This is a genomic window from Anaerolineales bacterium (assembly GCA_037382465.1).
Classification (GTDB): domain Bacteria; phylum Chloroflexota; class Anaerolineae; order Anaerolineales; family E44-bin32; genus WVZH01.
Map to the genome: position 1 here is coordinate 65,815 of JARRPX010000001.1, position 22,371 is coordinate 88,185.

Here is a 22,371-nt window from a genome sequence, read left to right on the forward strand (position 1 = left end):
TGCATGAATGAACATTCGTGTCGTGTTGGCAGACGATCATCCGGCGATCCGCGCCGGCATTCGGGCCAGGCTGGATCAAGCGGACGATATCGAGGTTGTCGGTGAAGCCGGTGACGGCCTCGAGGCATTGAAGATGATCGACGAGCTGCGGCCTGACGTTGTGCTGCTCGACTGCCGGCTGCCAGAAATGCCAGGATGGCAGGTGGCAACAGAGGTCCGCAAGAAGAACATCCCGACAAACGTCGTCGCGCTGAGCGCGTTCAAAGAAGATCAGGAAATTTTCAGCATGCTCCAGGCCGGTGCAAAAGGTTATATCTTGAAAGAAGAAGCCCTGGATACCGTGGAGCGTGCGGTACGGCAGGTAGTGCAGGGCGACGAGTGGTACAGCATGCAGGTCGTGCGTAAAGTGGCTGCCTGGGCGCGCGGCGAAAGGGAAAGGCCGGTTCTGGCGGATTTGACGCCGCGCGAGATCGAGGTGCTCGGATTGCTCGGAAGGGGGTTGGATAACGGTGAAATCGCTGCCGAATTGTGCGTCAGCGTGCAGACGATCAAGAACTACGTGCACTGCATCTACAGCAAGCTGGGGGTCAACAACCGCGTAGCGGCGGCAAAGATCGCCGTCCAGTTGGGGTTGGATCAGGAAGTCCAGGAATAAAAGTACCGTCGTACTGGGTGAAATCCCTACGCGTGTACCTACAGACCGTTCCATCTTTGATCTACCATCCTATTTGAATTTCCCAGCGCGGCATGGATTTGAACTCGCCGGAACGTTATCGATCAACGCTCCTTGGGCGGAAATTACACGAACTCCATTGACGGCGAATGCGCGTGCCGCTTCCGGGATGAAATGGGGAGGAGCAATGAGTGCCGAAGCCATCAAGCCGTCGAACGAAAAACGTGTAGAGAACGCTGCATCAAGTGATTCGGACCTTACGCATGCCGAGGTGCAGCGTGACAACACCAAACGAGGTATCGGCGGTTGCCTTCTATACCCGCTTATGCTGCTCATCGTACAGCCGATTCTATTTCTGAGTATGTTGAACTCAGTCTCGACGACGTCATATCCGTCGAAGCGCGAAGTGATCTGGCCGTACATGATTTACGATCTTTTACTGCTCGCTGCGGTAATCGTTCTCCTGGTTCTCTTTGTAAAGAAGTCGGATATCTTGCCGGCGATGTTCGTTCTGTTCTTGATTATCTTTTCGATTTTGTCGACTCTGTCGGCAAACCTTTTCTGGCGATTTCCGGAAGCGAGAGTGGCCGGGCGAGGAGATCCAATGCTCAGCCAGATGGTAATGCTTTTCCAGACTCTGCTCCTCGTGCCGTATTTCGTGCTCGATGATCGCGTCCGCAACACGTTCGTGACAGATCTTGCAGCAGATTCCACACTGGGAATCATTACCAGGCCTCTTCTTCCCGTGGCCTCAGGTCTCTATGGTTGGCTGGCGGGCCTTGGGAAAAAAGTTTACGTGTTCGCCATCGTTTTTGTGATTGCAGTTTTTATGTTTGGTTATGCTGTGGATTCGATCGTGCTGCACGGCTTTATTGAGTAAATACGAATATGCGTCCACTGGGGCGAAAGATTCTACAGGTGGGAATCGATGTCGCCGTTTCGCGGTGGAGCAAATGGCTGAAAGAGTCAATATCAACGTGTTATCAGGCGTTCGAACCGGCGAGGTGACGACGATAGCGGTCATGCAAGGGTGGTGCGGACCAAAGAATGGAATGCGGCACAGGAAGTGATGAAAATCCGCATATTGCTGGTCGACGATCATGCAGGAGTGCGTCAGGGAATCCGCAAGGCGCTGGACAGTGCGCCTCGGCTGCAGGTGATCGCGGAGGCGGCGACCGGCGCGGAAGCGCTGCGGTTGGTCGAACGAATGAATCCTGATGTGATCTTGCTGGATTGCAAACTGCCGGACATCTCGGGCCCTGAGGTGGCGCGAAGAATCCGAGATCGCGGGCTGTCGACGAGGGTCTTGGCGATGAGCGCATTCCAGGATGAGGAATACGTCTGGGGCATGTTGCGCGCTGGCGCGAAAGGATACCTGCTGAAAGAGGAAGCCCTGGAGGAGGTCGTTGCTGCCGTTCAGTCCGTTGCAAGCGGCGAGGCGTGGTACAGCCGGGGCGTGATGGATAAGGTAATTGGTTATAGCAAGAACAACGGATTATCGGACAATTCTCTCGAATGAGTGATCTGGAATCGTATGAGTGCAGATGAGAGTTCACGAGGGCAAGGCACTTCATGAATCAACCGGGAGTCTGAGTACATGAAAGACACATTTGTATTGAGTGGACTTTGTATCTTTATCAGTCTATTGATGCTATCGCCGTTGCTCGTAATTGGTTTCCTTCTATTGCGTAAAAAGGGATTGATCAATGTCAAATTCCCCCGGGGCGGTAACCTGAAACGCTTGTTCCTGATTTTAGGGATGATCGTCCTCGGCATAGGCGTCTTCGCAGTAGTCGCCGAACACCTCCAGGACGCAAGTACCTTTCGCAAAGGTCTTCAGGCTTGTCAGAGCGGAAATTTCCTGACCGCAGTGGATGACTACGATGGCATTATCTATTCTTCAAGATTTACAGACATCGGTAACTTCGTCAATAAAGCCATGGAAGAGAAGGTTTCGTGTTTTGAACAGATGGCTGCTTCGAGTAAACAGGACGGGGACTTAGGTATGGCTCTCGTCGCATACCTTGGGTTGATTGGAACCAGCGATGACGAAGCCATTATCGAATCCTCCGGTTCAGAAATCGAAACGATCTTGATTGAAAATGATCCCGCCGACCTTGCGAATCTGGAATTGTGTGACTCGATCGAGCTTCTTTCCGAAGGCCAATGGGTTCCTCAACCGGCCACCCGGCTTCCTCCAGTCTACCTGGCTTGTGGGCAGGTCTATCTGCAAGAAGGCGAGGATTACCAATCGGCGATCGAAACGTATCAATTCGTAATGGATCGATACCCGTATTCAGAAGAAGCATCATTGGCCGCGGACGAGCTTGAGTCGACGATCTACGCGTCCAGCCTGGACACCGGCGAATATGGGAAGTCTCTCATTCGAGAATCATGGGAAGCGGTGTGCAATGGTAAGCCTGCGATTTCGCCCGCTGTAGGCCTGTCAGATCGCGAGTTCGGCAAGCTTTGGTTTGGAGGATCTGAATTCGAGTTGCCATCTGATATGCAGGCAGCAAGTCCCGGTGAGTTTCAGTATGCGATTTGTGTCGAGCGGGGAGTTGAGATCATCGAAACGTGCATTTACGCCGGTGGAACGTCCGTATCCAGAGGGCGGCACTGGCTCAAGGTCAGCATTCGGGATGTTCTCACCGCTGAAATCGTCAAAACGAGGACTTTCTCCGGATCAGATCCTCGAGGATGCCCGCAGTCGATTTCACAGGGCTACAATCTCAACGGAAGCCGGCCGTCAGACTCATTGGCCTTTGACTGGGTGATGGAGAATCTAAGGGGGATCGTTCGATGAGAATTTCTACTCGAACGTATAAGTTTTTCATCGCCACAAGTATGACTTTCTGTATTTTTATTATGACTGCTTGTGAGAATTCCGGATCGGGCGGGCCAATCGTGGCCAGCTCAAGCACACCGGAAGATGAAATATCACGACCAACAGCATGGGTCGTCGACTCCAGCGAAAGCGAAGGCCCCGAATCCTTGATTCTGCACGGCGATCCATTGATGATCTTCCCATCCGAAGTCTTGCAAATGACGGATCTCAAGGAATTGGATCTGGAAGGTAACGATCTGATCGAAATTCCTTCTGCTATCGGTCGATTGGAAAAACTGGAAAAATTAGTCCTGTCCTATAACCTTTTTGGTGAACTGCCGCCTGATATCGGACAGTTGAAGAATTTAAAAACATTGGTCCTATCCAACACCCCTTTTCTTTCGAAATTGCCGCCCGAGATCGGGTTGCTTGAAAGCCTTGAAGAATTGAATCTGGAAGAATCGGCGCTGCGGGAACTGCCGCCGGAAATCGGGCAATTGCGAAATTTGCGCATCCTGAATCTGCGTGATTGCCAACTGAGGGCGCTGCCGCCGGAAATCGGTCAGCTCGAAAACCTGGAAACACTCATTATAAGTGAAAATCTATTTTCGAAATTTCCCATCGAAGTCACACAACTTAACAGACTACGTGAACTGGATCTGGCGAGCAATCAGATAACTGATATGCCCCCTGAAATTGCCGGGCTCGAAAGCCTGGAAATCCTCCTTGCGGACAACAACTCGCTTCAAGAAGTGCCGGCAGAAATCGGCTCATTGTTGAATCTGAAAGTGCTGGATCTGACCGCGATCGATGCGCGAACCGTGCCACCGGAGATCGGCCAACTGACTCAACTGCGCTCGATGACGATAGCCTGGAGCATGCTTTCGGAGCTTCCGCCGGAGATCGGCCAGCTCACTAACCTGGAGCAGTTGAATCTCAGCGGTGATTTGCTGACCACATTGCCGGCCGAGATCGGCGAATTGACTCGGCTGAAGTCCCTGGACGTGTCCAGCAACATGATCGAGGTCTTGCCGCCCGAACTGGGGCGGCTTCAAGCGCTCGAATCGTTGATTCTGTACGGCAACTTCGTCAACGCCGTGCCGCCGGAGATTTGCCAGATTCCGGGATTGCTGATCGATCCGGCGTCGTTGTGCGAAAGTTGAGTTCGCTTTAACCGGATTTCATTCGTTGCATGAACGTGCAGGTAGATGACTAACCACAAAACCGAACACTAAGGAGGGAAATCGATGCGTTGCCGAAAATGTGGAAGGATGTTTGAAGAATCGATCATGATCGGTGGAGGCGCAGTCCAAGTCGCAATCTGTGGCGTCTGTCCAGCGAACAACGTGTACACCATTTGCAGCAACTGTGCCGATCTGGAACAGGTCAAGCGATCCGCGTGTCCGCAGTGCGGGGCTAAAAATATGTGGCAAATCCGCAGTGTAGATCCACGCTGAAGGCATTGAAATCGTCCAGGATCTCACACAACCGTTCGCTAATTTCCATTCAGAAAAACGTACGAGAGTGAAAAGGAGAGCCGAAATGTCAGAGACATCACCAAAAGTAGAAGCCTTGCGCAATAAAATCCAACAATACTTGAGTCAGAAGAATTTGAGTTACGAAGTCAAACCGAGTGGGGAGTTGTGGGTTCGCGAAGGTTCTACCGTCGTGGCGATCGTTGCATATGATTGGAATGAGCAGACGCTGGTGAGCGTCATGGCACCTGTTGCCCTGGACGTGAAGAAAGTTACGGCTGAACTCACACGTTTTCTGGCTGAGAAAAACCACGAACTGTTGTTCGGCAAGTTTTCTCTCAATCCTGAGAACAACAGCGTCTGGTACACACATGTGCTTCTCGGCGATTATCTGGATGAAGCGGAATTGTTCGTCGCCGTTTCCCAGGTTGCTATCGTTGCCGACGACTACGACGAACAAATCGTGAAGATGACGCGTGGAAGACGCTGGATCGATTAGTCGAGTCAAAAGCGATCTTCAGAGGAGGTTGGTAACATGAAGTACATGCAGGTTTCCGGAAACGAGATGGGCAGCGCGCTTTGTTCTGACGACGCCTGTCCATGCGGCTATCCGGGCGCCACGCTTCAGCGCGGCGAAGGATACATTTATATCTCTCCGGAAGTCGTGGAATTCCGGCGGGATTGTCTGACGGAAGCAGAAGCGCAATTGAAGATCCAGCGCTTGTCGAGTCAGATGGGCACGTACCTCGTCGCCGGCGCCGGCGTCTTTGCCCCCATCTTGATGTGCGAACAAGGAGCGAGAAAACGAGGCCTCGACATGAAGGTCGCTGCTGCAGACGCAAAGCACTGGTGGGATACCGGCAAAGTGCCGCTACGAGCGACACCGAAAGCATGAAACAGGAGGGCGTGTGCCATGGCGTACGAAGCAGAAGGCAGAAAAATCGCAGCCGATGTTGCCAATCAATTCGGCCGTCTGCTGGCTGTGAGGTTGGAATCGAAGAGTCCTTCTCGAATCGTTCTCGAATGTGAGCGTCAGGAAGTGACCCTGCCCAATGAATTCATCTTCAAGTTCGGGTACTCGGGTTCGGGTCCGGACTGCTTTCATGCATTTCTTCAAGCATCGGGATTTAACGTCACGAAGGAGCAAATTGCACAGGCCAGGGAGGGAGATGTTTTACGTCCCTGATACCTATGCGTGAACTCGGTGGTCGATCGTCGACCGGAGGCGCGAGATGATGCCCAACATGCCCACACTGGGGATACGTTTCGAGATCGATAAAATCGAATCTGCGGATTACGGAACTGCTAGTTGGAAGATATTCTGGAAGGCGGTGGACGTCAGCAAGCTTGGTGGATGCGTTCTCTTCGAGGGCGATACGCGCGCAAGCCTGAATGGCACGGAAAATGTGTATTGTCTTGCAATTCAATCCCGGGATGAAAAGATCCTCGATGAAATTCGCAGCGTCCTGGGAGAGAGCGTCGATTATCGGGCTTTGGCGGCTTCACCGAACTTCATCGAGGGAAACACCGTGATCAGCGAGCCGTTGCCCGAGGCCGGCAGAGTCGACTTGGCAGGAAATCTGACCGGCGGCTACAACGCTCGTTCCGCGTTGGACGCAGTTCGGCGCGACCAGAGTCGCGGGTAGATCGATTATGAGCCCAAAAGGCGTTTCGGGTTTCGCGGCAAGCGCCGAGAAAGTGCGAACCGGATGGAGACAATGCAGCACATACAAACCCCGTCGGCGATAGAGGCGACGAGGGCGCTGTTCGAACGGGCGCTGCCTTCTATTCCCGTCTGGGATCGACAGCGTATCGAACGAGAGTTTGAAGGATTCAAGCAGGCATGGGGCTCGAGAAGCTTGATTCAAGGTACGGAAGAGTCTCTGCATCAACTCGTTGAAAGAAATCTCGAAAAATCGACGCGAGAATATGGATTTCATTTCTTTACCATCGACGTCATGCCTCAGTTGGGATGCGGCCAGGTGATGGCCTGGTCCGATGGAAACGCCGCTTCGGTCTGTCTCTGGCGTTCGGCTGAGGGGCTACATCTCTGTGGAAATTATTTCTTCACGGAAACGTGACTGCAAACGGCAGCCAGGGAGGAAAATCATCATGGCAAAAATTGAATACAAAATCACGTACATGTATTGTCCCAAGTGTAAAGCTAAATTTGGAAACCGGCGTATTGGACCGGCGCAGATTAAATGCGGATCCTGTGGCGCGGTGTTGGACACAGGTCTGCCGACCTGGGATCAACTCTCGACATCCGAAAAGCTGCGTCTATACCTGTCTGAGATCATCCTGCCATCGTGGCTGGGGGTCAAAGGCTGCAACGGGATATTTGTCGGCTGCCTTACGCAAGTGTTCTTGTGGGGGATGGTGTCGATGCCTTTTATGGCGATCTTGGGTTCCCTGATGGACTCGCCGGATGACATGTCCCCGTTGGCGATGGCCCTGGTGATCGTGATGATGTTTGCCATCCCATTTGCTTATCCGGCGATCCTCGCCCTGCGCGTGCGCCGCATGGCTCGCGAATCCCAGAAATTTGCAGAAACCGGACAACCACCGGTTTGGGGTAAGAAAGAGCGCGTCGAGGAGGAAGAGATCGTCAGTACGGCGCGTTACACAAATGGTGGATACGAATTGCTTTTACGGCTTGGGGCGTTGGCGATATTTCCGATGTTCATCCTCGCGGTGCAGAAAACGATGTACACATTTTTATACGCTGAAGCGCAGCTTGGTGATTTTGTCGTGATCGCCGCTCTTTGGCTGCTCACCTACGTGGCAGGCACGTTCATCCGCCGGGAATTGTCTCTTTGCCTGGGCCGATCGGGGAAGATCGGGGTGATCAGCATACTCTTCACACCCTTCATACTGGCCGTACTCGCTCTCGGCCGACACCGGATCGATGCGGCGATCGGAGAGATAAAGCAGATGGACCGAGACGTGCGTTCATCCCGGTCGAAGTACATCGATCCGATCGATCATTCCAAGCGATACCGCAAATTGTTGGATTATCTTGAAGAAACGCGGGATCCACGCGCCGTTAAGCCGCTCATGCGCGCCCTGCACGATCGGGAAGCCCGCTTCCGCATCATTGCCGCGAAGACGCTCGGCGAAATTGGTGATGCGCGGGCACTTGAAGCTTTAATGGGGACTCTCAAAGACAAAGATCCACAGGTGCGAGCTGCTGCGGCTGCGGCGTTGGGGAAAATCAAAGATGGAAGGGCGAAAGCCGGACTCGAGGCGCTGCTCGAGGACGAAGAACAGGAAGTACATATCGCGGCAAAGAAAGCGCTCGATACGTTGGCTTGATCCCCGGGAGTATCATTTTCTCACGGCGCTGAGCACCATCGAGAATCAGAGTCATGAGAAATGGAGAACCTTCGATGAAAGAATCAGGAATGATCGACGGATGCGCTTATCGACGAGCGTGCACAGCATGCGGTTCGATTCGGACCACGTTGACGGCGCTGCTGATCATGATTCTTACGGCGTGCAGTACAAAAGGGGTTGAAACGAAGAGCATGAGTCTCGAAGAAGAAAAGACTCCGCTGCCTTCGACGACGGCCACCGCGACGCAGCAACCCTCACCGACCTCCACTCCAGCACCGATTCCGATAACGATCGAGAATGCATCCTCGATGACTCGGGTTTCAAAGTTAATAACCGGGAATCGAGACATCATACCCATTATTAGCCTTGCCCTATCGAAGGATGGCGAAACGGTGGCAGGAGAGGACATTATTGGCAGTATATATTTGTGGAATTGGCGGAGTGGGGATTTAGAAATCGTCCTCGAAGGAAGTGAATCCCACGACCTCAGCCAGTACGTCGTTGCTGTCTCCCCGGGCATTGCCTTCTCCCCGGATGGATCACAGATCGTGTCGGGTTCTTATGAAAGTGGGGTCGTTCAACTCTGGGATCGATCGACGGGGAAAGTGTTCGGCACGTTCATCGGCAACGGTGATTACCTTTGGAGTGTGGATTATTCACCTGTAGGTGAGATCGTTGCCTCCAGCAGCCTGGATAGCACGGTAAAAATCTGGAATGTGGCAACCAGACGGCTGGAAACAACACTTAATGGATTGTCCGGGGGATTAAGAGTTGTTTTTTCTCCGGATGGTCGCATATTGGCGGCGGGAGATTACCGCGGCAACATATGTTTGTGGGATCTAGATGAAGGCAGGAAGCTCGACGATCTCATGGGGCATAGAGATATGATCTCGGACCTGGCATTCTCTATCGACGGTAAACTGCTTGCTTCCTCCAGTTTCGATAAGCATGCCCGACTATGGGACATTGAAGCAGGTATAAGCCTGGCGACATTTGACAATGAAGACGCCTATGCAACTGCCGTTGCGCTTTCCCCCAACGGTGAGCTTCTCGCTGTAGTGGGAGGGGATGGTCTCATTCGAGTCTGGGATGCAACATCCGGAAAACTGCTGACGGTGCTTGATGATCATTGTTATGGCGATCTACTCTTTTCCCTCGATGGAACGACCTTGATTTCCAGCAGCGACGACGGAAGCATTCGATTGTGGGGAATCGATCAAACTGACAACTAGCGCAGGCAGCAAAACCGTTAAAATAGGGCGTTGGTTTAGACTCTGCGTGGAAGGAAATCACATCTATGTCCAAAACGGAACTTATCGCACTGCCAATACTCGTTTGCCTCTTCATGCTCGTGGGATGCAGCAACGAGGATAGACTCAGTGAGAACGACATTCCGGACATTTCTGATTTGACCGGCGAAGTGGATTCCCCACCCGTGGATTTCGGCGGGGAATCGGGTGGATTCCAATTCGGCAGCAGCGCGCAATGGCCAGATTATATTCCTGCGGATATCCCCGAACTTAAGGGGCAGATTTCCACGGTGATGGCAGCGCCCGAATCTCACATTCGTATCTTTTACGAAAATATCACCGAAGGACAGATCGAGGATTACCTGGCAGAGCTCCAGGCTGCGGGATTTCAGTTGGAGTACATCGTATACACACGCGAAGGTTTCCCCGACAACTCGGCCGAGAAAATCGAAAAAGGCGAGTACGACGCCGTCGATATCACCAAGGGTGAATACCACATGCGGCTCGAGTTTGGCGGCAGCGAGGCAACGTACGATATTTACACCACCGGATTCGAAGCCGAGGTCATCGCCGCAACCACGCCGCAGTGGCCGGTTGCGTTAATCGATATCGCCCCACCACCCGAGCGCTGTAAGCTGACGAGTGTTAACCAAACGAGCCGTGATGGATTGGGGTACACGATTATGTGTGAACCTGCGGACGACGGAGTCTTCGAGGATTACGCCGATGCGTTGTACGCGATAGGATTTCACAAGGACGCAAACATCGTCTCTGTGAACGAAAGTGAAAACCTGTGGTTGACGGATGGCGAGACGTCGATACGAATCATGTATTCGCTCACATCCGAGTTGATGTTGACGATTGAAAAGGAAGAGGGGAATGCCTCGCCGGCGTTGACCTGGCCGCAGGAACTCGAAGGCTTGATTCCACCGCCCGAACGCTGTGAAATCGCCAACGTTTTCCCCAGCCAGGATGTGCTTCTGGAATGCACGCCGGCGGATGCGGAAGTCCTGCAGGATTATCTAGACGTACTGGTAGGGCTGGGATTTGTTCAAAGCCACGCGCTCGAAGGTGTAAACGGCGAGATCATCACGGTTACACTAACTGACGACGGCGTCTCGATCGAGCTGATGGCCGGTTCGGCCGACAGTATAATGATTCGCATCGTGCAGGACAATCCATAGTCTACCGGCGTATGCTTCTCGTCTGTCATACCCTGTGATCCAGGGCCGGGTTAAAGCTGTGTCTTATCGATTCGTCGAGTTGCCTCGAGTGTATTAAGCGCGAATTCGTTATGCTTCGCAGACACCTGATGAAGATGATGAAACACGCGGCGTGTGGTTACATCCCGCTTCTCATTTCCGTGTCGACGTAAAAAATTACTTTTCGTTGTGCGAAACCATTGATTTGAAGGATCTCTGCTGGCCTCCGTGTATTCGTTTCCTCATTGTCGATTGACGCTGAATCACAGTCCACACTTGGAATTCACTTCCTCCTCCTTCATCTACGACTGATATTTCAGAAGAGACTTTCAATCTAACTGTCCCATGTTCCACTATCCGGGTTGTGACAGAGAGATTCCCGTTTGCAACCCTGGAGACGATCCTGCGTAAAGGGAAGAGAATTGCTTGGGTGTGAATCGGCCTGAACCTTCGACAACACCCCGGCAGTCCACAAAGGAGGAGACATGAACACAAGTACTACCCTGACAAGCGAAAACGGCATGCGCATCGATCTGCGCGAGGTGGTGAAGACTTACGAGTCGGGCGCTGGTGACGTGACGGTCTTGACCGACGTGTCGCTCAAGGTAAAAGAGGGTGAACTCGTCGGAGTCGTCGGCCCCTCGGGGTCGGGCAAGTCCACCCTGCTCAACATGATCACCGGCATCGACCGGCCCACGGCGGGCGAGGTGTTCGTTGGCGGGCAGGCCGTGCACGGGCTCAGCGAGAACCAGCTCGCCCGCTGGCGCGGAAGAAACGTCGGCGTCATTTTTCAATTCTTTCAACTGCTGCCGACGCTGACGATCGCTGAAAATGTGATGCTGCCCATGGATTTCTGCAGCATGTATTCCCGCCGCGAGCGCAAGCAGCGCGCGCTGGAACTGCTCGACCAGGTCAACATCGCCGATCAGGCGGACAAGCTGCCCAGTACGTTGAGTGGTGGGCAGCAGCAGCGTGCCGCCATCGCGCGCGCGCTGGCCAACGATCCTCCGGTCGTCGTGGCAGACGAACCGACGGGGAACCTGGATCGTGCGACGGCCAATGAAGTGTTTGGTTTGTTCCAGCAACTCGTCGAAAAAGGTAAAACGCTCATGATCGTGACGCACGACCGCAGCCTTGCAGATCAAATGGATCGAGTGCTGCATCTGCTCGACGGACGGATCGACCGCGACCGGGCCAACGGCAACGGGAGCGGTGGGCGATGAGTGTAACCTGGAAAAAGGTGTGGCGCGACCTGACGCGCAATAAAGCCCGCACCGTTCTGGCTGTACTTGCCACGGCAGTGGGCGTCTTCGCACTCGGATTGACCTTCGGCCTTTCCGGCGTGATGCGCGAGTCCATGACCGAAGCGCACAAAGCCGTTTTACCGGACCAGATCACGTTCTACGGCGGTCCCTTCGACCAGGATGCCGCGAACCTGTTGTTGGATGAGCCGGACGTCGTGGCGGTGGAAGGCGAACGTAACGCAATGATCCGTTGGAAACTCGAGGGGGAGCAGGATTGGCGCAACGGCTTACTTTACACGCGCCACGACTATGAGAATCAAACCACATACTTCGTCCAACGTGTCGATGGCCAGTGGCCTGCGGGCGAGACTCTTGACGTGGAGCGGTTGGCGTCGGATTACTTCGATATCCCTACGGGTTCCAGCGTTCTCATCGAAACCGCCGGGGGTGAAGCGGAACTGCCCGTGGCGGGCGTGGTGCGCGAGCACATGGTCTTCCCTCCGCTTTGGGGAGGCAATGCGGTCTTCTTCTCTACATCCGAGACGGCGAATTGGGTCACGGGTGTGAATATCGAATACACCAAACTGCGCGTGCGTATCGATGATTACGACGAAGAAACCGTACACGCCACTGCGCAGCGCATGCAAGACAAACTGGAGTTGCAGGGCTATCGCGTCGAGTTGTACGACATAACCGATCCGGAAGTGCATTGGAACCAGGACTTGATTGACTCCTCGTTCCTGATCTGGGCGGTTTTGGGCGTGATGTCCCTGGGGCTCAGCGGCTTCCTGATTGTCAATACCATGACTGCGCTCATCACACAACAGGTGTGGCAGATCGGCGTGATGAAATCGGTGGGCGCCACGGCCAATCAGCTCGTGCGCACCTACTTGATGACGGCCTTGATCTACGGTCTCTTGGCCGTGCTGATCGCCGTGCCGCTGGGCGCCGTAGGGGCGAACTGGCTGGCAGTCTTCATGTTGAATCTGCTCAACATCGAACATGCCACATTCCATCTCGATCCAGGGACCGTTACACTGCAGATCCTGATCGGTTTGAGCGTACCGATCCTGGCAGCCTTGATCCCCATCATCAACGGCGTACGCATCACGGCACACAAGGCCATGAGCCGGCACGGTATCGGCAACGGCTTCGGCGACTGCAGATTCGATCGATTCATCGCTCGTGTCCGGCGGGTACCGCGCCCGATGGCGTTGAGCCTGCGGAATACGTTCCGCCGGAAAGCGCGCGTCGCGTTGACCCTGGTAACACTCGTGTTGAGCGGTGTGATGTTCACCATGATCCTCACCATGGACAAATCCTTCGCCGCCACGATCGATGCGATTTTCGACCTGTTTGGCGACGATGTCATGGTCTACATGGATCAGGCCTACGATCCTGCAGATCTCACGGCCATCGCCGAGAGCCTGCCGGGAGTTGTGGCAGCCGAAGTGTCCAGTCATCGCGTGGCGTCCACAGAATTGGAAAGTGGACAGAGCATCCAGGTTTCCCTGCGCGGAGTTCCAATGGATTCGAAGATGTTCAACCCGCGCATTGTCAGCGGGAGCGGCCTGCCTTTCGGCGATGAGCGTGCCGTGCTGATCAACAGCGTGTTCGCTGAGGAAAATGGCGTCGAAGTCGGCGACGAGGTTGCCTTCACGATCCTAGGTTCGGAGTCAACCTGGAGAGTGGCGGGAGTCACGCTCGACGTGGACAGCTCGCAATTCGAATTCTTTGTTCCCTTCGACGTGTTGGCGAACGAAATCTCTGCGGAACACCTGGTTCACTTCGTACAACTCAAAATCGAGCAGCCGGGCATCGAGTCCGAAAAGCGAATAGCAGAGACGCTGAGCGACCGCTATGAGGAACATGGCTACGGAACGACGGGCTACTGGAGTCTCAGCGAGGGCCGCAAACAGAATGTGGATATGTTTGGCACGCTGACCTATACCCTGATGTCGATGGCAATTCTGGCGGCCGTCGTGGGAAGCATCGGTTTGATGAGCACCATGTCGATCAACGTCGTCGAGCGCTTGCGCGAGATTGGCGTGATGCGGTCGGTGGGCGCCTCATCTCCATCCATCGTGGCCATCTTCGTGACGGAGGGAGTACTTCTGGGCCTGATCTCCTGGCTGCTGGCTGTGCCGTTGAGCGTCCCTTGTGCCAAGCTGTTCACCGATGTGATCGGCCAGACCGTCGTGGGCTTTGGGTTGGATTTCGAATATGCAGTGGACGGCGTGATCATCTGGCTCTCGATCGTGCTCGTGCTGTCGGCCCTGGCCAGCTTGTGGCCGGCGCTGAAAGCCACACGCGTCAGCGTGCGCGAGACTTTGGCCTATGAGTAGTCAAGTGTGTCGGCAATGAAAATGACGAAGCGGCTTGATTCAGGCCGCTTCGTCGATTCTCCACTTTGGCAGCATGATCACAACTATTGGATCTGGTTCCTCAACGCTTCATGGATGATCTCCACGTACGCCGCCGCACCGGTGTAGCTGGGATGTACTGAATCTTCGCAGAACCAACCTGCTTGATCTTCGGACAGTGCGTGCCAATCGATGAGTTCCGCCTGCGGCCAGCGATTCACGCCTTTAAGAATCTGGTTGTTGACGATCGCTTCCCACGCCGCGGGCCTTCTCACGTTGATGAACAAAACACGCACAACGTCTTGTTCCAATAAACTGCGCATCACGTCATCGAAAACTTCGTCTTCGAAGGGTACGTTGGTTCCCAGATGGATGGCGACCGTGCTTGCCAGACAGTCGCCCTCAGCCAACTGCGGGATCAATTCCACGACGTCCTGCATGCGGCGGTTGCGCAGCGCATCCACACAATAGCTGCCAGGCGAGAATTCCTTTTCGAGCCAGGGTTCGACGCTTTCCATGATCGAGTCGCCGATGAAGGTGATCTGCAGCGTGTTCGTGGTTTCCGGCACATCTTCGAGCACGGCGATGGTATTCGAAATCATAAGGCTCTCGTTGGGCTTCGCTGCGGCCTGCGCGTGGGCGGACGAATAGGACGGGTATCCTTCCGTGGTGTCCGGATCCGCAGCAGCTTCGAGTGAGGGCGTTGGGACCGGAAACTTTGAGGCCGTGGCGTTGGCTTGAGACGGAGCAGCAGCGGTGGGCTGAACGACGATGTATCCTGCCACGACCAGCATGCCGGCGACGGCAGTGGCGTTGGCGCGCAGACCGCCCAGCAGCTTCGTGGAATCCGACCACCAGATCCGCATCCCGTACCGGCGGATGGGCTGCTCGATCCAGCGGTAGCTGAGTTCCGCCAGCAAGCCTGTCAGGATCAACTGCAGCGCAAGAGTGATTGCGTCGGGCTGCGCCGATCCGCCGCTCCAATTCCAGACGATCATCAGCGGCCAGTGCCAGAGGTAGATGCCGTAGCTGCGCGTGCCGAGCCAGCGAAGCGGCCGGCACCCCAACAGCCTGGAGAGGTGCGTCCGGGGATTTGAAACCGCCAGAATCACCAGACAGGTCAGCGAGGCGGCGAGCAGAAACCCACCGCGATAAAGAAAGGCTTCGTACTCGTGCAGTCTGCCGAAAACCCAGAATAATCCCAGCGCGCCCAGAAAGCTTGCAGTTTCAACCACCCAGCTTCTGCGAGCAATGCCATTCCCGGGCTTCCAGAGCATGGCCAACCCGGCTCCCAGAAGGAAACCGCTTGCCCTCGTATCCGTGCCGTAATACACCCGGGAGGGATCGGCCTGCGGGTCATACATGCTGATCGTGAGTGCAAACGTGATCCCGGCGAGTAAGAGAACAGGAAGTGCCAGCTTGAAAGTCTGGTTGGAGCTGCGAGGACGAAAGATTCGCAAGATTCCCCAGAGTACCAGCGGCCAGATGAGATAGAACTGCTCTTCGACGGCCAACGACCAGAGGTGTTGGAGAAGCGGGGGTCGGCCGAATTGCTCGAAATAGGGAATCTCGCGGGAGATGAAAACCCAATTGCTGATGTAAAGCAACGCTCCCGGAATATCCTCGCGCAGACGCGGGAGCGCGTCTGGCGCCAGCCACCCGGCCAGCGGAACGACGGCGGCCAAGAGCAGGCAGAGTGCCGGCAGCAAGCGCCGCGCCCTGCGCAGCCAGAATTGACTCAACGCATCGCGTTGACTGGCCAGATACACTCGCAGCAGCAGTGAGCTGATCAGATATCCCGAGATGACGAAGAAAACCTCCACTCCCAGGTATCCGCCAACGGCCCAGGACACGTTGGCGTGATAGAAAATGACGGCAAGAACCGCTATCGCCCGAAGCCCATCGAGCCCCGGCAGATATAAAATTCGTTGATTTGAAGAATTCGAAATGATATTCCGCATCATTTCATCCATCCTTGGCGTCCGGTGGGAGCTGGCTTCTATCTTTTCGCCCTCACATCGAACGAGTTTTTCATAATCCCAGTGTAAGGGTGGATGTTTACGAGATATTAACGCGAAGGTTACTGGAAAGTTACCGTTGTTGGGGTTCGAACTGTGATCCGGATCATACTCTGAAATCACCCCTAAGTATGATTACGCACTCCCTTTCGGTCGCTATAGTAATTGACGATCCGGTCCCGGTCGTTGCACCGGATTGGGATACGACACATTGGTGCATCCAATGGTGTCGTTGATGAAATGAATTCGAAAGAAGGAGACATCATGAATAAACGTCACATCGGAGTCCTCATGACTGTTCTGGTCCCATTGTTGTTGCTGACGGGTTGTGCAGATCCAACTGCCCAGGCGACAATGGTGCCGGAGGTCGATACGGAGCAATCCGGCGAAGCGCCGGCTGCGGAAGCCCCAGAAGAGGCGGTCCCGCAAGATGCTTGGCAGATGATCATCGAAAGCGAGGTCCCTCAGCCCGTTCGCATGGCCGGATTCATGAATGAAAGCTTTGGTATTACCGGCGGTGCCACCGGAGCAGGAAAAACTCACTACTCAAACGATGGTGGAGAGACATGGACGATGTCAGAGGGGAGTGGAGGTTGCATCTACGGCATCGAGATCATCGACGAGGGTACCGTGTGGGTCTGCGGCCGCAATACAGGAGCATCGTTTTCCACGCCGGGCGGAGTGCGTCTGAGTTTGGATGGCGGCCAAACCTGGGAGGAGCCGGCGGATTACCGCATCACCCCCGAATATTGCCCATTGAGTTTCCTCGACGCACAGACCGGCTGGTTTGTTTCCGGAAACCAACTCAATGCGACCTTCGATGGTGGGGCTACGATACAGGCGATCGTGCTGCCTGAAGAGGGTATGCACATCGCGGCGATTTCCCTGCTCTCCGAGGCCGAAGGTTACGTGCTGGGATACGACGGCGTCATCTACGTCACGCAAGACGGAGGCGCGACCTGGGAGCCTATGAAAATCGACCTGCAGCGCTTCGAAGGGATGAAGATGTATGAAGCCGGCGACGTCGGTTCATCCGCGATGCGATTTATCGATCGGGAGACGGGTGTGATCGTCATGAGCTTGCTGGGGGAGAATAAAGAAAGCGCATTGGTAGCGTTGCGCACAACGGACGGTGGGCAAACCTGGACCGATGAAAGGCTCCTGGAAAAACTGGGCACGCCTTTCATCTCGCACGACGGCTTGTACGTCACCGTCAGCGACCTTTTTTCCAGTCTGCTGCGTGTATTCCGCTACACAGGCAGTTGATGTATATCCCTGGCCGGCTGTGTGTGTACGCTATTCGCGGCTAAAGTCGGCCAGGGTATTCTTATGTTGGCCTGGTTACTTGAACCCGGTGTGAACATTAATCGCCTCGTTCGTAGACTGCTGGGTACGGCTAGCAAGCCGACATTCGCTGACTTCGCTAGACCTGGTTAGCTGCTGTAAATCGAGATCAGATCGTTGATCAACGCCAACCCGGTTTCCACTCGTCCTGCGCCGGGGCCGATGAGCGTCACTTCACCGAGTAAATCCGTGGTGTAATGAATGGCGTTGGTCGCGCCGTTGACTGCGGCAAACGGATGGCTCCGGGGCAGGCACATCGGTTTCACGCACGCCACGACCTCGCCGTTCTTTTTTTCCACACTGCCGATCAACTTCCAGCACTGTCCGTTTTCCTGCGCTTCCCCTATCTTTTCCTGCGTCAGGCCGGTAATGCCCGTACGCTCTACTTGATCGGGTCTTATCGCCGATCCCATGAGCACGGTGCTGAGAATCGCCACTTTCGCCGCGGCGTCGTGGCCTTCCACGTCGCCCCGCGGATCGGCTTCCGCATAGCCGAGGCGCTGTGCGTCCTTCAGAGCACTTTGATACGAAAGACCTTTGGTCATTTCACTCAGGATGTAGTTGGTCGTCCCGTTGAGGATGCCTTCGATTTTTCGAACGCCAGCGCTGCGCAGCATCTGCATGCCGAGGCGCAACGCAGGTGTTCCACTCATCACCGTGCCCTCAAAACCAATTCGCACCCCGTTTTCCTGTGCCAGCTCGTCGAGTTCGCTGAAGTGCAAGGCGATGGGTCCCTTGTTCGTCGTGATCACGTGTTTGCCATTTTTTAGCGCCTGGCGGACGTAACTCGTGGCCGGTTCGCCGGAATCGAGATCCGTGAAGCTGATCTCTGCAATGACGTCGGCGTTGCACTTCACGATCGTTGTTTGCGTATCCCATTCGGACTCTTCGGCATCAAGGCCGGTAAAGGATCCGCTATTCTGAATCGCGGATAACAGCGCGGCCGGATCCAGCCCGTCCGGGTCGTAGACCGAGCCGAATTGCAGATCGCTGACCGCCACGATGCGGATGTCCAGGCCGAAAATTTCTTGATACTCCTTTGCACGATCGCGGAGAATTTCCGCAAAACCCTGTCCCACGTTTCCAAATCCAATGAGCGCTACACGAACGATTTTCATGCCAACTTTCTCCATAGCTATGCCGGTGCAATTAACTCGAGAGGCGTATTCACATTGGAATCGTCAGGCGCTGCGGCGATCACCCGCTCTCGGAACTGCGCGGCAGAATGTCCGCCCATTCCATGCCGAAACGATCCAGCACCTCGCGAATTTCCTCGCCAGTGGGCATATTGTAACCGGTGCCCAATTTCTGCACCTTGGCGGCGCCGGTGGCGTTCGCCAGGCGGCCCGTCTGTTCGAGGTCCAATTCCCGCAAGAAGGCGTACATCACTGCTGCGTTCAAGCTGTCTCCTGCTCCGGTGGCGTCCTGGGCCTGTACGGGGAATCCGGGCGCGATGTGTTCCTTCCCGTCGGTGAGCAGGAAACAACCTGCCGCACCGCGTTTGATGACCACGCTTCGAGGCCCTCGCTTGAGCAGCTCGCGGGCGGACACCAGCGGATCATCCAGTCCGGTCAGGTTCCTCGCTTCGGTTTCTGTCGCCAGGAACACGGTCGTGAGGCCAATTGCGTTTTGCCACCAGGACGAATCGACCGCCGGGTTGCCGGGTCCGGGGTCGAAGAAAACGGGCACGTTCGATTTATGCGCTGTCCGCATGGCGTCCAGGATGAGTTTCGGGGTCCACTCGTATTCCGCCCAGCCGCCTGCGAACAACGCCTCGGCTTCTCGTATCGAACGCTTCCATTCTTCGGGGAACGATTTCAAGCGGAGGCTTCCGCCATAACCGAGGTAAGCGGGTTCGCCCTGGCCATCGACGACGACTCCGGCCACGGGAGTCTCCGCTTCGGGGGTGATGCGCACGTTCGATACGTCGATCTCCTCGCGCTGCAATCCGGCGAGCACGGCTCGACCGAAACGGTCGCTGCCGATCTCCCCCATACAACCGACGTCCATCCCCAGGCGCGCTGCGGTGATGGCGACGTTGGTCGCGCCGCCCGGACCAATCTCCAGATACGTGGCCCGTTGGATGTCTCCCGCCTGGACCGGAAAATGGGGAATGTGCAGACTCAGATCGACGATCAAGTCACCGAACACCAGTATCATGGCTGCTTGCCCTCCCTGGCTGCGATCCACGCTTCTACGAAGGCTTCGACGGTGCGCGGAGCGGCGGGTAGCCCGATCGCCTCGGCCAGGCGGATCATCTGCGGTGGTTCCAATCCTGCTGCGTGCAAGATATCTTCCTGCGCCAGTGATATTTGCGCACGGTCGTCTATCAATATCCTACCCTGGGACATCACAACGACGCGGTCGAAATGTTCGGCGCAGAAATCCAAATCGTGCGTGATGGCGATCACCGTGTGGTTTTCCGACTTCAAGCGTTCGATCATCTCGCCCATCATCGCCACACCGTTCGAATCCTGCCCGGTCGTGGGTTCGTCGAAAATGATGATCGGTGTTTCCATTGCCAGGGTGGCGGCGATTGCAACCAGGTTGCGTTTCGACGCATGCAGGTCGTATGGATGCCGGTCGCCGAGGGATTGAAGCGCGGTCAATTGAAGCGCTCGTTCCACGCGCGCATCAACCTCCGCAGGGTTCAAATTCAAATTCTTCGGCCCGAAAGTCACCTCTGCGCGCACCGTGCGGGCGAAGAGTTGATCGTCGGGATTCTGGAACACATATCCGACCCTGCGGGATAGCTGCGCCACCGTGTGCTCCTGTGTGTTCCATTCGCCGATGAGAACGTTCCCCGACGTGGGCAGGAGCAGACCGTTGAGATGTTTGACGAGCGTCGTCTTTCCGGCGCCGTTCTCCCCGATGATCGCCACGGCTTCGTCGTCTTTGATTCGCAAGTCGATATCGCGCAGCGCTTCGACGCCGGAAGGGTATTGATAGGAAAGGTTTTCGATGACGACGTTCATCGAAAGATCTCCGTCGCCTGCTCGAGGGTAATCGGCAGGTCGCCGTCCGTTTTACCTGCTCCGCGCGCTCTGGCCGATTGCGCGGCACGCGTGAAACGTGTGGGTTGAAGCCCGATCTCGTCCAATTTGGAGGAGGTAAGCACGCTTCGAGGTGCGCCGTCCGCGATGACGCGGCCTTCCGACAGGAGCAATACTCGGTCCGAAAATCGAGCCAGCCACTCCAGCTTGTGCTCGACGAGCACCACGGTCATCTCTCGCTCCTGAACCATGCGCTGCAGCGCGAGAAAAAGGTCCCGCGTCCCGGACGGGTCCAACTGACTCGTCGGTTCGTCCAGCACGAGCACCCGCGGCCGCATGGCGATCATCGACGCCAGCGCCAGACGCTGCTGCTGTCCACCCGAAAGGTCAAATGGAGAGCGATCTGATATTTCCTGCAGCCCCATCATGCTCAGCGCCCAGCCCACGCGATCTTCGATTTCACTGCGCGGCAGGCCCAGGTTTTCGAGCCCGAATGCCACTTCTTCGCTTACCGAGAACTCCGACCCCGTGATCTGGTTGAAGGGATTTTGAAACACGAGACCGATGTCTCCGGCGATCTCGCCCAGCGGTGTTTCGCTGATGTTTTTCGTCCCCACCGTGACCTGCCCTGTCAGCCGGCCATGATAGAAATGGGGGATGAAGCCGGTGAGGGCGTAGCACAGCGTCGACTTCCCTGCTTCGTTCGGTCCCACGACGCCGCAGAACTGCCCGGTGGGGATCGTCAGTTCGATTTCCTGCAGCACCTCTTCCTCGCTGCCGGGATAACGGTAGGATAGTTTCTCGACCCGAATCATGGGGTCAGCCCCACGATCCTGGCCGCGATCAGCGCCAACATGACGAGGAGGAAACCCCAGCGCAGAACGGATTGACTTTTTGAATCCGCCAGTTCGGTGAGACTCGTCCTTGGTCCCTGGCGGCTGAAGGCGCGCGCCTCCAGCGCCATGGCGCGCTCGTCCAATTCCAGAACGCTGCCGAGGATCAACGGCGCCACGAGCGGAACCAGCATGCGCATGCGGTGAATCAAGGACCCTTCGGTTTCCAGCCCGCGGGAGCGCTGCGCATCGAGAATGCCCTGCGCCTTATCCTGGAAGCGAGGGATGATTTGCAGGGCGGCGAGGATGATGTAGGCGATCTGCCGCGGCATGCCGCGTTCGATCAGCGCCAGCATGAGTTTGTCCGGCCGGGTGACGATCATCATCAGCACGGCCGCGCCCAACCAGACCAACAAGCGTGCGGTGAAATGCGCCGCCAGCCACAAGCCTTCCTCCTTGAGGGAAAGCGGCCCGAGCTGGAGCAGCACGTGCGTACCGCGGGCGAAGAAACCCTGGATGAGGAAGAGCGACAGTGCGAAGGGCCAGATCAATAATGCGTTGCTCTTGATGAAGGGCCGGAAGACCTGTCCCCAAAAGGCCAGCGGCAGCAGTCCGACGGCGTAGAGCGCGAGCAGCCACCATACGTTGGACAGCGTGGCTGCGGCCACGAAAAAAACGCCCGTCATGGCGATTTTTGTCAGCGGATGAAGGGCGTGCAGCCCACTGGAGCGGGGAATGTAGAGCGTCGGTGTGCTCATCGATTAACCGCGTGCGCCTCCGACCCCTGTCTCGTGCAGCAGTAGGCTGCTTTTA

At 55.7% G+C, this 22,371-nt stretch carries 22 protein-coding genes; 16 read left to right on the forward strand and 6 right to left on the reverse strand.

Features of this window, described 5'->3' with window-relative positions:
- Nucleotides 1-7 precede the first annotated feature (7 nt).
- The 15 genes from P8Z34_00265 (at nt 8) to P8Z34_00335 (ending at nt 14,352) form a co-directional block, all read left to right on the forward strand.
- Nucleotides 8-655 (forward strand): response regulator transcription factor, encoded by a 648-nt coding sequence (locus P8Z34_00265; GenBank protein ID MEJ2549098.1) that lies wholly within the window; start codon nt 8-10, stop codon nt 653-655.
- Between the two features lie 205 nt (nt 656-860).
- Nucleotides 861-1,553 carry a DUF2569 family protein gene (locus P8Z34_00270; protein MEJ2549099.1) on the forward strand — a complete coding sequence of 231 codons (693 nt, stop codon included), beginning with the start codon at nt 861-863 and terminating at the stop codon, nt 1,551-1,553.
- A gap of 153 nt (nt 1,554-1,706) precedes the next feature.
- Nucleotides 1,707-2,192: a response regulator transcription factor gene (locus tag P8Z34_00275; GenBank protein ID MEJ2549100.1), complete on the forward strand. Its 486-nt coding sequence runs from the start codon at nt 1,707-1,709 to the stop codon at nt 2,190-2,192.
- A gap of 78 nt (nt 2,193-2,270) precedes the next feature.
- On the forward strand, nt 2,271-3,479 hold the full coding sequence (locus P8Z34_00280; protein MEJ2549101.1) for a hypothetical protein: 1,209 nt from the start codon (nt 2,271-2,273) through the stop codon (nt 3,477-3,479).
- Nucleotides 3,480-3,580: 101 nt separating this feature from the next.
- Entirely contained in the window at nt 3,581-4,663 is a 1,083-nt protein-coding gene (locus P8Z34_00285; GenBank protein MEJ2549102.1) for a hypothetical protein, read from the forward strand.
- 379 nt (nt 4,664-5,042) lie between these two features.
- Complete coding sequence (locus tag P8Z34_00290) at nt 5,043-5,474, forward strand: YbjN domain-containing protein (GenBank protein MEJ2549103.1); 432 nt, start codon at nt 5,043-5,045, stop codon at nt 5,472-5,474.
- A gap of 36 nt (nt 5,475-5,510) precedes the next feature.
- Nucleotides 5,511-5,870, forward strand: a complete 360-nt coding sequence (locus tag P8Z34_00295) for a hypothetical protein (protein MEJ2549104.1) — start codon at nt 5,511-5,513, stop codon at nt 5,868-5,870.
- 18 nt (nt 5,871-5,888) lie between these two features.
- Nucleotides 5,889-6,161: a hypothetical protein gene (locus tag P8Z34_00300; protein ID MEJ2549105.1), complete on the forward strand. Its 273-nt coding sequence runs from the start codon at nt 5,889-5,891 to the stop codon at nt 6,159-6,161.
- A 46-nt stretch (nt 6,162-6,207) separates the two neighbouring features.
- On the forward strand, nt 6,208-6,621 hold the full coding sequence (locus P8Z34_00305; GenBank protein ID MEJ2549106.1) for a hypothetical protein: 414 nt from the start codon (nt 6,208-6,210) through the stop codon (nt 6,619-6,621).
- 72 nt (nt 6,622-6,693) lie between these two features.
- Complete coding sequence (locus P8Z34_00310; GenBank protein ID MEJ2549107.1) at nt 6,694-7,056, forward strand: hypothetical protein; 363 nt, start codon at nt 6,694-6,696, stop codon at nt 7,054-7,056.
- A gap of 31 nt (nt 7,057-7,087) precedes the next feature.
- Entirely contained in the window at nt 7,088-8,290 is a 1,203-nt protein-coding gene (locus P8Z34_00315; GenBank protein MEJ2549108.1) for a HEAT repeat domain-containing protein, read from the forward strand.
- A gap of 74 nt (nt 8,291-8,364) precedes the next feature.
- Entirely contained in the window at nt 8,365-9,543 is a 1,179-nt protein-coding gene (locus P8Z34_00320) for a WD40 repeat domain-containing protein (GenBank protein ID MEJ2549109.1), read from the forward strand.
- Nucleotides 9,544-9,608: 65 nt separating this feature from the next.
- On the forward strand, nt 9,609-10,745 hold the full coding sequence (locus P8Z34_00325; GenBank protein MEJ2549110.1) for a hypothetical protein: 1,137 nt from the start codon (nt 9,609-9,611) through the stop codon (nt 10,743-10,745).
- A 503-nt stretch (nt 10,746-11,248) separates the two neighbouring features.
- Nucleotides 11,249-11,986: an ABC transporter ATP-binding protein gene (locus P8Z34_00330; protein ID MEJ2549111.1), complete on the forward strand. Its 738-nt coding sequence runs from the start codon at nt 11,249-11,251 to the stop codon at nt 11,984-11,986.
- The gene (locus P8Z34_00335) at nt 11,983-14,352 is read left to right on the forward strand and encodes an FtsX-like permease family protein (GenBank protein ID MEJ2549112.1); all 2,370 of its coding nucleotides are present in this window, start codon (nt 11,983-11,985) and stop codon (nt 14,350-14,352) included. Before P8Z34_00330 ends, P8Z34_00335 begins: the two co-directional genes overlap by 4 nt.
- Before the next feature lie 83 nt (nt 14,353-14,435).
- Here P8Z34_00335 and P8Z34_00340 read toward each other — a convergent pair whose 3' ends face one another.
- Entirely contained in the window at nt 14,436-16,334 is a 1,899-nt protein-coding gene (locus P8Z34_00340) for an acyltransferase family protein (GenBank protein ID MEJ2549113.1), read from the reverse strand.
- A 318-nt stretch (nt 16,335-16,652) separates the two neighbouring features.
- Here P8Z34_00340 and P8Z34_00345 point away from each other — a divergent pair, with 318 nt between their 5' ends.
- Nucleotides 16,653-17,654, forward strand: coding sequence for a YCF48-related protein (locus P8Z34_00345; protein ID MEJ2549114.1), 1,002 nt, complete (start codon nt 16,653-16,655; stop codon nt 17,652-17,654).
- Between the two features lie 167 nt (nt 17,655-17,821).
- Here P8Z34_00345 and P8Z34_00350 read toward each other — a convergent pair whose 3' ends face one another.
- The 5 genes from P8Z34_00350 to P8Z34_00370 form a co-directional block, all read right to left on the reverse strand.
- Entirely contained in the window at nt 17,822-18,850 is a 1,029-nt protein-coding gene (locus tag P8Z34_00350; protein ID MEJ2549115.1) for a homoserine dehydrogenase, read from the reverse strand.
- A 79-nt stretch (nt 18,851-18,929) separates the two neighbouring features.
- Entirely contained in the window at nt 18,930-19,892 is a 963-nt protein-coding gene (locus P8Z34_00355) for a carbohydrate kinase family protein (protein MEJ2549116.1), read from the reverse strand.
- On the reverse strand, nt 19,889-20,707 hold the full coding sequence (locus P8Z34_00360; protein MEJ2549117.1) for an ABC transporter ATP-binding protein: 819 nt from the start codon (nt 20,705-20,707) through the stop codon (nt 19,889-19,891). The genes P8Z34_00355 and P8Z34_00360 overlap by 4 nt, the downstream gene beginning before the upstream one ends.
- On the reverse strand, nt 20,704-21,540 hold the full coding sequence (locus tag P8Z34_00365) for an ABC transporter ATP-binding protein (GenBank protein ID MEJ2549118.1): 837 nt from the start codon (nt 21,538-21,540) through the stop codon (nt 20,704-20,706). The genes P8Z34_00360 and P8Z34_00365 overlap by 4 nt, the downstream gene beginning before the upstream one ends.
- Complete coding sequence (locus P8Z34_00370) at nt 21,537-22,316, reverse strand: energy-coupling factor transporter transmembrane component T (protein MEJ2549119.1); 780 nt, start codon at nt 22,314-22,316, stop codon at nt 21,537-21,539. The genes P8Z34_00365 and P8Z34_00370 overlap by 4 nt, the downstream gene beginning before the upstream one ends.
- Nucleotides 22,317-22,371: the final 55 nt, after the last annotated feature.